The sequence below is a fragment of the Pantoea sp. IMH genome (assembly GCF_000599885.1).
GTDB lineage: Bacteria > Pseudomonadota > Gammaproteobacteria > Enterobacterales > Enterobacteriaceae > Erwinia.
Genome location: NZ_JFGT01000004.1, coordinates 288,336 through 300,510 on the forward strand (window position 1 = coordinate 288,336; position 12,175 = coordinate 300,510).

At 56.0% G+C, this 12,175-nt stretch carries 10 protein-coding genes; 5 read left to right on the forward strand and 5 right to left on the reverse strand.

Annotated elements, in window-relative coordinates:
• Window positions 1-91 precede the first annotated feature (91 nt).
• On the forward strand, window positions 92-1,108 hold the full coding sequence (locus tag EA20_RS0107800) for a saccharopine dehydrogenase (protein ID WP_024966286.1): 1,017 nt from the start codon (window positions 92-94) through the stop codon (window positions 1,106-1,108).
• Window positions 1,109-1,490: 382 nt separating this feature from the next.
• Here the strand turns inward: EA20_RS0107800 and mnmE are convergent, their stop codons facing one another.
• From mnmE to rpmH, 5 genes are all read right to left on the reverse strand, one after another.
• Window positions 1,491-2,855 carry a tRNA uridine-5-carboxymethylaminomethyl(34) synthesis GTPase MnmE gene (mnmE, locus tag EA20_RS0107810; protein ID WP_024966287.1) on the reverse strand — a complete coding sequence of 455 codons (1,365 nt, stop codon included), beginning with the start codon at window positions 2,853-2,855 and terminating at the stop codon, window positions 1,491-1,493.
• An 86-nt stretch (window positions 2,856-2,941) separates the two neighbouring features.
• Complete coding sequence (gene yidC / locus EA20_RS0107815; RefSeq protein ID WP_024966288.1) at window positions 2,942-4,585, reverse strand: membrane protein insertase YidC; 1,644 nt, start codon at window positions 4,583-4,585, stop codon at window positions 2,942-2,944.
• 2 nt (window positions 4,586-4,587) lie between these two features.
• Window positions 4,588-4,845, reverse strand: coding sequence for a membrane protein insertion efficiency factor YidD (gene yidD, locus EA20_RS20155; RefSeq protein WP_071995390.1), 258 nt, complete (start codon window positions 4,843-4,845; stop codon window positions 4,588-4,590).
• The gene (gene rnpA / locus EA20_RS20160; protein WP_071995391.1) at window positions 4,809-5,168 is read right to left on the reverse strand and encodes a ribonuclease P protein component; all 360 of its coding nucleotides are present in this window, start codon (window positions 5,166-5,168) and stop codon (window positions 4,809-4,811) included. The genes yidD and rnpA overlap by 37 nt, the downstream gene beginning before the upstream one ends.
• A gap of 17 nt (window positions 5,169-5,185) precedes the next feature.
• Window positions 5,186-5,326, reverse strand: a complete 141-nt coding sequence (rpmH, locus tag EA20_RS20165; RefSeq protein ID WP_003849659.1) for a 50S ribosomal protein L34 — start codon at window positions 5,324-5,326, stop codon at window positions 5,186-5,188.
• 600 nt (window positions 5,327-5,926) lie between these two features.
• On the opposite strand from rpmH, the gene dnaA reads away from it, so the two are divergent.
• From dnaA to gyrB, 4 genes are all read left to right on the forward strand, one after another.
• Window positions 5,927-7,318, forward strand: a complete 1,392-nt coding sequence (gene dnaA, locus EA20_RS0107825; RefSeq protein WP_024966290.1) for a chromosomal replication initiator protein DnaA — start codon at window positions 5,927-5,929, stop codon at window positions 7,316-7,318.
• A 4-nt stretch (window positions 7,319-7,322) separates the two neighbouring features.
• Window positions 7,323-8,423 carry a DNA polymerase III subunit beta gene (gene dnaN, locus EA20_RS0107830; RefSeq protein ID WP_024966291.1) on the forward strand — a complete coding sequence of 367 codons (1,101 nt, stop codon included), beginning with the start codon at window positions 7,323-7,325 and terminating at the stop codon, window positions 8,421-8,423.
• A gap of 180 nt (window positions 8,424-8,603) precedes the next feature.
• A complete protein-coding gene (recF, locus tag EA20_RS0107835) occupies window positions 8,604-9,689 on the forward strand; it encodes a DNA replication/repair protein RecF (protein ID WP_024966292.1) in 1,086 nt (361 codons plus the stop codon).
• 17 nt (window positions 9,690-9,706) lie between these two features.
• On the forward strand, window positions 9,707-12,115 hold the full coding sequence (gene gyrB, locus EA20_RS0107840) for a DNA topoisomerase (ATP-hydrolyzing) subunit B (RefSeq protein WP_024966293.1): 2,409 nt from the start codon (window positions 9,707-9,709) through the stop codon (window positions 12,113-12,115).
• Window positions 12,116-12,175: the final 60 nt, after the last annotated feature.

Here is a 12,175-nt window from a genome sequence, read left to right on the forward strand (position 1 = left end):
CCTACTAAAGGTAGCTATTCCTGTACGGCGTGCTACTATTCCTACTAATGGTAGCTTAGTACGTAAACCCCGTAAACAAGGAAACATGCTTATGTCATTCAATCCTGTATTACTTCTGGGCGGCTCCGGCGCCATCGGTCGCCAGACAGCGCGGGCGCTACGCGCTACTTATCCTGATCTCCCTCTGCTGATCGGCGGCCGGGATTTGGCCAGAGCGCAAAATGCTGCGGCAGAAATGGGAGGAGCAGAGGGTTTCGTCATCGACACGGCTTCGGCCGATCTGGGCGTTGGTGAGCAGAATGTCAGTGCTGTGGTCGTGCTCTATAAAGATCATTCGCTTGCCACGCTCCGCTTCGCGCAATCACGCGGCGTGCCGCATCTGAGTATCTCCTCAGGCGTGTTCGAGATCGCACCGGAAGTTGCAAGCTTTATGCAGGCTCCTGCTGCCTCGGCGATGGTCCTGGGCTATGAATGGCTGGTCGGCGCCACGACGGTTCCAGCGCTCGAATTAAGCAAGTCGTTCAGTCAGGTGCATGAAATCCGTATCGGTGCACTGGTTGATGAGGAAGATGTCGGAGGCCCGGCGGTGGCCGCTGATTTTGAACATCTGAACCACCTGTTACCCGCGGCCCTGACGCGCCGGGATGGCGTCTATCTCTGGCGTGAGGGTAATGATGCGAAAACCCTGTTCTCAGCGCTGGATGGAACCAAAACAGAGGCTTCCGGCTTCTCATCGATTGATGTGGTCGGATTAGCAACGGCTACTGGCGCGCAAAGTGTTCAGTTCAATCTGGGATCGGGCATCAGTTCCAGCAGACGCAAAGGTGGGGCATTTTCAACGGAGATTATTCTGGAGCTTACTGGCCGGGACCATACAGGAGAGCCGCTCAGTACCCGACATGCGGTGGTCCATCCGGGCGGCGCGGCGCCGCTGACAGGAATGGGGATTGCCTTACTTGTCGAGCGACTGGTGGGGCTGGATGGCATGCCGCCGGTCGCGCCAGGCCTCTACTTTCCCTGGCAGATTCTGAATGCATCACGCTATCTGGCGCGTCTGGCACAGGAGGGAGGGCAGGTGCTGGAACTGCCGCTGTCTCAGGGCGCATGAAAACAGGCAAAGGCCGGTGGGCTTATCACTTGTCCACCGGTATAACTGGCACTTCGCTATCCGTCGGTGAGGAGCTCTGGCGCAGATGTCCTGGTGTTATATCAGGATAATAAACACGCCTCTTCACGTAGAAGGGGTTTCCCGGCCAGTAAAGGCTGCGTATAAGCGTGGTAGTCAGCCTGGATTTTATTAATCTATTGATATTAAGAAAACATTTTACGTATCTCTCCAGGCTGTTTACGTCGCTCAAAACGGCAGCCTTTACTACACCAACAAACGCTCCGGAAAAGCCTGGCGGGAGGCCAGTCTGGCCCGCTGCAAGTTTATGCGCAGGGCAGAGAGGCCGTGTAACTTAAGAAGGGGGACGGATAATCTCGTCCCTTTATTTCCCGATGCAGAAGCTGGAGAAAATCCGGCCCAGCAAATCGTCTGAGGTGAACTCGCCGGTGATTTCACTCAGGCTCTGCTGCGCCATGCGCAGCTCTTCTGCCAGTAATTCACCTGCCCAGGCACCCAGCAGCTGCGCTTTCCCCTGTTGTAAGTAAGTGGCCGCTAACTCCAGCGCCTGAAGATGACGACGCCGCGCCAGGAAGCCGCCTTCCATATTACCGGCAAAGCCCATACTGGCCTTCAGATGATCGCGTAATACCTCAATGCCTTCGCCGGTACGGGCGGAAAGGCGAATAAGTGAGTGATTATTCACTTCTGACAGGCCCAGCCCCTCGCCGGTAATGTCCGCTTTATTACGTACCACGGTGATCGGCAGGCTGGCGGGCAGACGTGCGATAAAGTCCGGCCAGATTTCACCAGGTTCCGTGGCGTCCGTGGTCGTGCCATCGACCATAAACAGCACGCGGTCTGCCTGCTCAATCTCATGCCAGGCGCGCTCAATGCCGATACGCTCCACTTCGTCGCTGGCTTCCCTGAGCCCGGCGGTATCAATGATATGCAGCGGCATACCGTCAATATGGATATGCTCACGCAGCACATCGCGCGTGGTGCCCGCGATATCGGTGACGATAGCGGCCTCGCGGCCGGCCAGCGCGTTAAGCAGGCTCGATTTGCCAGCATTAGGCCGACCGGCAATCACGACCTTCATGCCTTCACGCAGCAGACTGCCCTGACGCGCTTCCGCCCTGACGTCATCCAGATCGCCGATCACCTGATTCAGCATCGCCTCAATCCTGCCATCGGAGAGAAAATCGATCTCCTCATCCGGAAAGTCGATTGCGGCTTCGACATAAATCCGCAGGTGAGTGAGTGCTTCCACCAGATGATTAACGCGCTGCGAAAAAGCCCCTTGTAGCGAGTTGAGCGCAGAGCGTGCCGCCTGCTCGGAACTGGCATCAATCAGATCGGCTATCGCCTCCGCCTGAGCCAAATCGAGCTTATCGTTAAGGAAAGCCCGCTCGGAAAATTCGCCGGGCCGGGCGATGCGTACGCCGGGTATGGCCACAATCCGCTTCAGCAGCAGATCAAGGATAACCGGGCCGCCGTGTCCCTGCAGTTCCAGCACATCTTCGCCGGTGAAGGAGTTCGGGCCGGGAAACCAGAGTGCGATCCCCTGATCCAGCGCGCTGCCGTCCGCATCACGGAAGGGCAGATAATCGGCGTAGCGCGGCCTGGGCAGCTTGCCAAGCAGAGTCTGCGCCACCTCAGCGGCTTTGTTTCCGGAAACGCGCAGGATGCCCACGCCACCGCGCCCTGGCGGCGTTGCCTGGGCGACGATAGTCTCGCTATGACTCATCATTCACTCTCTTTTACGCAAAAAATAAGGCGGTCAACTGACCGCCTTATCATACACCCTTCACCTTTTAACGGGAGGAGGGAGGATTATGCTTTCTTTTTATCGCGGCTGTGCAGGCCACGCTTTTCCAGACCGCGGTAAATCACCTGCTGCTGGATAATCGTTACCAGGTTGCTGACGATGTAGTACAGCACCAGACCTGATGGGAACCACAGGAAGAACACCGTAAAGATGACCGGCATAAAGGTCATGATCTTCTGCTGCATCGGGTCGGTCACGGTGGTTGGCGACATCTTCTGAATGAAGAACATCGTTATACCCATCAGGATCGGCAGGATGTAGTACGGGTCTTGTGCTGACAGGTCATGGATCCACAGGGCGAACGGCGCATGGCGCAGCTCGACCGAGCCCATCAGCATGTAGTAAAGCGCAAGGAAGATAGGCATCTGAATAACCAGCGGGAGACAGCCACCCAGCGGGTTCACTTTCTCTGCTTTATAGAGCGCCATCATCTCCTGGCTCATGCGCTGCTTGTCATCGCCCAAACGCTCACGCATCGCCTGAATTTTAGGCTGCAGCATGCGCATTTTCGCCATGGAGGTGTACTGCGCTTTGGTCAGCGGGTACATGATGCCACGAACGATAAAGGTGATAACAATGATCGAGAAGCCCCAGTTGCCGATAAAGCTGTGCAGGAACTTCAGCAGCTTAAACAGCGGCTGGGAGATAAACCACAGCCAGCCGTAGTCCACGGTCAGATCCAGATGCGGGGCCACTGCCGCCATCTTGTCCTGAATTTCCGGACCTACCCAGAGTGTGGCAGCCAGATTCTGCTGCGAACCGGGCGCAACGGTTACCGGAGAAGACTTATAGCCGACAGCCGCAATGCCGTTACCGAGATTGCTGGTATAAAGCGTATTCGTACCGGCAGTGCGCGGAACCCAGGCGGTAGCAAAATATTGCTGGAGCATGGCAACCCAACCGTTCGCGGTCGTGGTGCTCAGGTTCTCGTTATCGCTGATGGTATCGAATTTATATTTTTCGTAGTTGGTCTCACTGCTGGAGTAAGCCGCACCACGGAAGGTATGCAACGCAAAGTTATTGCTGCCGGTATCACGGTGCTTCGGCAGATCGATCGTCTGCTTCAGCTGGCCGAACATCGCCACTTCCAGCGGCTGCTGGGTGGTGTTATTGACCTGATAATCCACGTTGATCGCATATTCACCGCGCTTCAGCACGAAGGTCTTGGTGAAGGTTGCGCCGTTTTCAGCGGTAAAGGTCAGCGGGATGCGCAATTCATTCTGTCCCTCGGCCATCTCAAACGTATCCTGAGAGGCAGCAAACAGAGGACGCTCGCCGTTTGCCGGGTTATCCGGACCGTTACGGCCGGTCAGACCGCTCTGTGCCTGATACAGAAAACCGGGGGTGGTTTCCAGCAGCTGGAAAGGCTGCGAGGAACCCAGCTCATCCGGGTAGGTCAGCAGCTGCGCCTGCTCAATATCACCACCGCGGGTGTTGATATGTAAAGACAGAACGTCAGTCTTAACGGTGATCGTTTTGCCCTGGCCGCTGGCAGGTACATCCTGGTTGGCGGCATCACCGGATACTGTCGTGTTTTGTGTGGTCTGGGTCTGCAATGGCTGCGGAGCGTGGTCCGTCTGCCAGGATTGCCAGATCAAAAAAGACACGAACAGAAAAGCGATGAGAAAAAGATTGCGTTGCGAATCCATCGTTAATGTTCTCTGTTATCTTCGGTTTTCGGCGGCACTGGATCGTCGCCACCCGGGTTTAAGGGGTGGCATTTTAATACGCGTTTCATTGTCAACCAACTGCCTTTTATCACGCCAAACCTGCGCAATGCCTCAATACCGTATTGAGAACAGGTCGGATGGAAACGACAGTGGGGTCCTAAGAGCGGGCTGATGACGCGTTGATAGACGCGTATCAGCGCAATCAGGAGCCGCGAGCCAGGCGACAGTGACGACGCCATATCTTCTCCAACGCTTCCACCAGCGCCTGGTTATCCAGGTCAGCAATGCCCTTTTTTGCCACCACGACGAAATCCATTGCGGGGAGTTCGTGTTGACGCAGGCGAAAACTCTCACGGGTCAATCGCTTGATCCGGTTGCGTTCATGCGCGCGTTTAACGTGTTTTTTGGCGACGGTAAGACCGATGCGGGGATGCCCCAGCGAGTTCAGGCGGCCGAGAATAGTAATTTGCGGCGTGCCAGCTCTTTGTGGCTGCTGGAAGACGAAAGTGAAATGAGTGGGAGTTAACAAACGTAACTCCCTGGGAAATGCGAGCTTAACCACTCAGCGGTTAGCTTTTATTACTTAGAAACGGTCAGACGTGAACGGCCTTTAGCACGACGACGTGCCAGAACCTGACGACCATTTTTTGTTGCCATACGAGCACGGAAACCGTGTGAACGGTTGCGCTTCAGTACGGACGGTTGAAAAGTGCGTTTCATGGCGATTTCTACCTAAACTTGAAAAATTTCACTTGGTGACGCGCTTTTAGGGTCAGAAAACCGACCGACGCCTCAGTGTGTCTTTAATAAAGAGGCGGGATTGTAATAATTGTACAGTCCGGAGTCAATTGACTTCGCGTTAAACACGCGTCTGAATATCCCGTTCGACCGCAAAACCAGCCGGTTCGGGCCAGAGCGCAACACGCCGGGGCAAGAATTATACGGTCTCTGATATAAAGCGCAAGGATCGTTCCGGATCTTCTGCCGATCCCGTTGCAGTGCCGTTGCGATAATAACGTGACGGCACCGTTAAAATTTCACCATTGCAGAGGATCCTGAATGCCTTTTAAGGCAAGTAGCCTAAACTTATCCCGCTGCACAGACCTGTGGATAAATTGGATCAAAACTGTGTAGAAAGTGAAGATCTCTGCCGCGCTTTACGCTATGATCCGCCCTCCCGCTTGCGATCCTTCGGGTCAATCAGCGGCGGAGCAACCGCGGACAGCGGTTCGTATGTGTGTCATCTGCATGCGTCAACAATGATGAATTTATCGCTTCAGCGCCTTTTTTCTTATCGAATTTTTTCGAGTGGAGTCCGCCGTGTCACTTACGCTTTGGCAACAGTGCCTTGCCCGTTTGCAGGATGAACTACCTGCCACTGAATTCAGCATGTGGATACGTCCATTGCAGGCCGAATTAAACGACAATACGCTGGCCTTGTATGCACCAAATCGCTTTGTGCTCGACTGGGTTAGGGATAAATACCTCAATAATATCAACGCATTGTTGAATGACTTTTGCGGCAGTGATACACCGCTGTTGCGTTTCGAAGTGGGCAGCAAACCGGTTACCCGTCAAATCAGCCAGCCCGTGATGGCGAGCGCCCAGGCCAGTGCGCCACCAGCGGGCGCCCGTCCGGCTCCCGTGCGTCCCAGCTGGGACAGCATGCCGGCACCGGCAGAGCTCTCCTACCGCTCGAACGTCAACACCAAGCACAATTTCGATAACTTCGTGGAAGGTAAATCGAACCAGCTGGCCCGCGCGGCGGCGCGTCAGGTGGCGGATAATCCTGGCGGCGCCTATAACCCTCTCTTTCTCTATGGCGGAACGGGACTGGGTAAAACGCACCTGCTGCATGCGGTCGGCAACGGTATTATGGCCCGCAAGCCGAATGCGAAAGTGGTGTACATGCACTCCGAGCGTTTTGTGCAGGATATGGTTAAAGCCCTGCAGAACAACGCGATCGAAGAGTTTAAGCGTTACTACCGCTCCGTTGACGCGCTGCTTATCGATGACATTCAGTTCTTTGCCAATAAAGAGCGTTCTCAGGAAGAGTTTTTCCATACCTTTAATGCACTGCTGGAAGGCAATCAGCAGATCATTCTGACCTCGGATCGTTACCCGAAAGAGATCAACGGGGTGGAAGATCGTCTCAAATCACGCTTTGGCTGGGGGCTGACGGTGGCGATCGAACCGCCAGAGCTGGAAACGCGTGTGGCGATCCTGATGAAAAAGGCGGATGAGAATGATATCCGCCTGCCGGGTGAAGTGGCGTTCTTTATTGCCAAACGTCTGCGTTCTAACGTCCGCGAGCTGGAAGGGGCGCTGAACCGCGTGATTGCCAACGCCAATTTCACCGGGCGGGCGATCACCATCGACTTCGTCCGTGAGGCGCTGCGCGACCTGCTGGCGCTTCAGGAGAAGCTGGTCACCATCGACAATATCCAGAAGACGGTGGCTGAGTACTATAAAATTAAAGTGGCCGACTTGCTTTCCAAGCGCCGCTCCCGCTCCGTCGCCCGCCCGCGCCAGATGGCGATGGCGATGGCGAAAGAGCTGACTAACCACAGTTTGCCGGAAATCGGTGATGCTTTCGGGGGTCGTGACCATACTACGGTGCTGCATGCCTGCCGTAAAATCGAGCAGCTGCGTGAAGAGAGTCACGATATTAAAGAAGATTTCTCCAATTTAATCAGAACATTATCTTCCTGACGCTATGAAATTTATTATAGAACGCGAGCATTTACTCAAGCCCTTACAGCAGGTCAGCAGTCCCCTTGGTGGCCGGCCAACGTTACCTATCCTCGGCAATTTGCTGTTACAGGTTAATGAAGGCACTCTGCTGCTTACCGGTACCGATCTGGAGATGGAGATGGTCGCCCGCGTCGCGCTGACGCAGGCCCACGAGCCGGGCGCGACCACCGTGCCAGCGCGCAAATTTTTTGATATCTGCCGCGGCCTGCCCGAAGGGGCGGAAATTACGGTAAGCCTGGACGGCGAGAGAATGCTGGTGCGTTCAGGACGCAGCCGTTTCTCGCTCTCCACGCTGCCTGCCAGCGATTTCCCGAATCTGGATGACTGGCAGAGCGAGGTGGAGTTCACCCTTCCCCAGGCGACCATGAAGCGGCTGATCGAGGCGACGCAGTTTTCCATGGCGCATCAGGATGTCCGCTACTACCTCAACGGCATGCTGTTTGAGACGGAAGGGGAAGAACTGCGTACCGTGGCAACAGATGGGCACCGCCTGGCGGTCTGCGCCATGCCGGTGGGCCAGCCGCTGCCGGATCATTCAGTCATCGTGCCGCGTAAAGGCGTGATCGAGCTGGTTCGCCTGCTGGATGCGGGCGACACGCCGATGCAGGTGCAAATCGGCAGCAACAATATTCGTGCGCACGTGGGGGATTTTATTTTTACCTCCAAGCTGGTGGATGGCCGCTTCCCGGACTATCGCCGCGTGTTGCCCAAAAACCCCGATAAAACGCTGGATGCCGGCTGCGATCTGCTGAAGCAGGCGTTTTCCCGTGCGGCTATTCTCTCTAACGAGAAATTCCGCGGGGTCCGGCTTTATATCAGCGAAAATCAGCTGAAAATCACCGCCAATAACCCTGAACAGGAAGAAGCGGAAGAGATCCTGGACGTCAGCTACGGCGGCACGGATTTGGAAATTGGCTTTAACGTCAGCTACGTGCTGGATGTGCTCAATGCGCTGAAGTGCGAAAACGTGCGGCTGCTGCTGACCGACTCCGTTTCCAGCGTACAGATTGAAGACGCGGCCAGTCAGTCGGCGGCCTATGTTGTGATGCCAATGCGCTTGTAAAATATATCGGGCTAACTTACTCGCTGGTTTGCGCCCGGGCAGTGCCCGTCCCTGGTCACATACTTCAGTATACTCCCAGGGTCTTCGCGCTGGTCGTGCGCGAACCAGCTTCGCCGTTGACGCCCTGGATCGCAGGGTCAGGCGAAATAACTTTATCCGCCCTTCACGCTGGACTGATTCATGGCTTTAACCCGCCTGCTTATCAAAGACTTTCGCAATATAGAAAACGCGGATCTGGCGCTGGCGCCCGGCTTCAACTTTCTGGTTGGGGCCAACGGCAGCGGAAAAACCAGCGTGCTTGAGGCGATTTATACGCTGGGTCACGGGCGTGCGTTTCGCAGCCTGCAGGCCGGAAGAGTGATTCGTCATGAGCAGGATGCTTTTGTGCTGCATGGCCGCCTCGACGGAACGGAACGGGAAACGGCGATCGGCCTTACCAAAAACCGGGCGGGCGAGAGCAAGGTACGCATTGACGGCAGTGACGGACACAAGGTGGCTGAGCTTGCCCAGATGTTACCGATGCAGCTGATCACGCCGGAGGGCTTCACGCTGCTAAACGGCGGACCCAAATACCGCCGCGCCTATGTCGACTGGGGCTGTTTCCACAATGAGCCGGGCTTTTTCAACGCCTGGAGCAATCTGCGTCGCCTGCTGAAGCAGCGCAACGCCGCGCTTCGTCAGGTGTCGCGTTACCAGCAAATCCGCGCCTGGGATCAGGAGCTGGCCCCGCTGGCCGAACAGATTAGCCGCTGGCGGGCTGCCTACAGCGAGGCGATCGCGGAAGATATCAGCGCCACCTGCGCCCAGTTTCTGCCTGAGTTTCAGCTCAGCTTCTCCTTCCAGCGCGGTTGGGACAAAGAAACGGATTATTTCGAACTGCTTGAACGTCAGTTTGAGCGCGATCGGGCGCTGACCTACACCGCCAGTGGCCCGCACAAAGCGGATTTCCGTATCCGTGCCGACGGGACGCCGGTGGAAGATTTACTGTCACGCGGCCAGTTAAAGCTGCTGATGTGCGCCCTCAGACTGGCGCAGGGTGAGTTTCTCACCCGACAGAGCGGGCGACGTTGCCTGTATCTGATAGATGATTTTGCCTCCGAGCTGGACGAGACGCGTCGCCACCTGCTGGCTTCACGACTTAAAGCCACGCATGCCCAGGTTTTTGTCAGCGCCATTGGCGCCGAGCACGTGTTCGATATGGCTGACGAAAAGGGCAAGATGTTCCACGTGGAACAAGGTAAAATAACGGTTCAACCTGAAGATTAAATGAGCGAGAAACGTCGATGTCGAATTCTTATGACTCCTCAAGTATCAAAGTTCTAAAAGGGCTGGATGCGGTACGCAAGCGCCCGGGTATGTATATCGGCGATACGGATGACGGCACCGGTCTGCATCACATGGTATTCGAGGTTGTGGATAACGCCATTGACGAAGCACTCGCCGGTCACTGTAAAGATATCCTGGTCACTATTCATGCGGATAACTCCGTCTCCGTTCAGGATGACGGGCGTGGTATTCCTACCGGTATCCACGAAGAAGAGGGCGTTTCCGCCGCGGAAGTGATCATGACCGTGCTGCACGCAGGCGGTAAGTTCGATGATAACTCTTATAAGGTTTCCGGCGGTCTGCATGGTGTTGGTGTCTCGGTGGTGAATGCCCTTTCCGAGAAGCTTGAGCTGACCATCCGTCGTGAAGGCAAAGTTCACCAGCAGGTTTACGTTCACGGCGTGCCGCAGGCGCCGCTGAGCGTGTCAGGCGATACGGATCAGACCGGCACCCATGTGCGCTTCTGGCCAAGCCATCAAACCTTTACCAACGTCACCGATTTCGAATATGAAATCCTGGCGAAGCGTCTGCGCGAGCTCTCCTTCCTGAACTCGGGTGTCTCCATCAGGCTGGAAGACAAGCGTGACGGCAAGCAGGATCATTATCACTATGAAGGCGGCATCAAAGCCTTTGTGGAGTATCTGAACAAGAATAAAACCCCTATTCACCCCAACGTCTTCTATTTCTCCACGGAGAAAGATGGCATTGGCGTGGAAGTGGCGCTGCAGTGGAACGACGGCTTCCAGGAAAACATTTACTGCTTTACCAACAACATTCCGCAGCGCGACGGCGGTACGCACCTGGCGGGCTTCCGTGCCGCGATGACCCGTACCCTGAATGCTTATATGGATAAAGAGGGTTACAGCAAGAAAGCCAAAGTCAGCGCGACCGGCGACGACGCGCGTGAAGGCCTGATTGCCGTAGTGTCGGTGAAAGTACCGGATCCGAAGTTCTCCTCGCAGACCAAAGATAAGCTGGTCTCCTCCGAAGTGAAGTCGGCGGTTGAGCAGCAGATGAACGAACTGCTGGCGGAATATCTGCTGGAACATCCGGGCGATGCGAAGATCGTGGTCGGCAAAATTATCGACGCGGCGCGTGCCCGTGAAGCGGCACGTCGCGCCCGTGAAATGACCCGTCGTAAAGGCGCGCTGGATCTGGCTGGTCTGCCGGGCAAGCTGGCGGATTGCCAGGAGCGCGATCCGGCACTCTCTGAAATCTACCTGGTGGAAGGGGACTCTGCGGGCGGTTCCGCCAAGCAGGGTCGTAACCGTAAAAACCAGGCGATTCTGCCGCTGAAAGGTAAAATCCTCAACGTTGAGAAAGCCCGCTTCGACAAGATGCTTGCCTCGCAGGAAGTGGCGACGCTTATCACCGCGCTGGGCTGCGGCATTGGCCGTGACGAATACAACCCCGATAAGCTGCGCTATCACAGCATTATCATCATGACCGATGCGGACGTGGATGGCTCACACATCCGTACCCTGCTGCTGACGTTCTTCTATCGTCAGATGCCGGAAATCATCGAGCGCGGCCACGTTTATATTGCCCAGCCGCCGCTGTATAAAGTGAAGAAAGGCAAGCAGGAGCAGTACATCAAGGATGATGAGGCGATGGATCAGTATCAGATCGCCATTGCGCTTGACGGTGCCACGCTGCACGCCAATGCCAGCGCGCCTGCGCTGGGCGGTGCCCAGCTGGAGAACCTGGTGGCTGAATTCAACAGCACGCGCAAGATGATCAAGCGTATGGAGCGCCGCTACCCAAGCGCGCTGCTGAATGCGCTTATCTATCATGAAACGCTGAACGATCTCTCCGCAGAAGCTGGCGTGCAGAGCTGGCTGGATGGTCTGGTTACGCGGCTGAATGAAAATGAACAGCACGGCAGCACCTACACCGGGCTGGTACGTGAAAACCTGGAGCTGCGTATTTACGAGCCGGTTTTACGTATCCGCACCCACGGCGTGGACACCGATTATCCGCTGGATAGCGAGTTCGTGACGGGCGGTGAATACCGTAAAATCTGTACGCTCGGTGAAAAACTGCGCGGCCTGATCGAGGAAGATGCCTTTATTGAGCGCGGCGAGCGCCGCCAGCCGATCGACAGCTTTGAGCAGGCGATGGACTGGCTGGTGAAGGAGTCACGCCGGGGCCTTTCCGTACAGCGCTATAAAGGGCTGGGCGAGATGAACCCGGAGCAGCTGTGGGAAACCACCATGGACCCGGACAGCCGCCGCATGCTGCGCGTGACGGTGAAAGATGCCATCGCGGCCGATCAGCTTTTCACCACGCTGATGGGGGATGCGGTTGAACCACGCCGTGCCTTCATTGAAGAGAATGCGCTGAAAGCCGCCAATATCGATATCTGACGGCCAGTAAGGTGGCGGAGCGGCAGCAAAAGTGCTGCGCGCCGCCGGCGGGCATCCAGG

Excerpts from the sequence above, each read along its gene's own strand:
- gyrB (WP_024966293.1), top strand. The coding sequence starts at position 9,707 with ATGTCGAATTCTTATGACTCCTCAAGTATCAAAGTTCTAAAAGGGCTG.
- yidD (WP_071995390.1), bottom strand. The coding sequence starts at position 4,845 with ATGGCGTCGTCACTGTCGCCTGGCTCGCGGCTCCTGATTGCGCTGATA.
- dnaN (WP_024966291.1), top strand. The coding sequence starts at position 7,323 with ATGAAATTTATTATAGAACGCGAGCATTTACTCAAGCCCTTACAGCAG.
- recF (WP_024966292.1), top strand. The coding sequence starts at position 8,604 with ATGGCTTTAACCCGCCTGCTTATCAAAGACTTTCGCAATATAGAAAAC.
- mnmE (WP_024966287.1), bottom strand. The coding sequence starts at position 2,855 with ATGAGTCATAGCGAGACTATCGTCGCCCAGGCAACGCCGCCAGGGCGC.
- rpmH (WP_003849659.1), bottom strand. The coding sequence starts at position 5,326 with ATGAAACGCACTTTTCAACCGTCCGTACTGAAGCGCAACCGTTCACAC.
- yidC (WP_024966288.1), bottom strand. The coding sequence starts at position 4,585 with ATGGATTCGCAACGCAATCTTTTTCTCATCGCTTTTCTGTTCGTGTCT.
- EA20_RS0107800 (WP_024966286.1), top strand. The coding sequence starts at position 92 with ATGTCATTCAATCCTGTATTACTTCTGGGCGGCTCCGGCGCCATCGGT.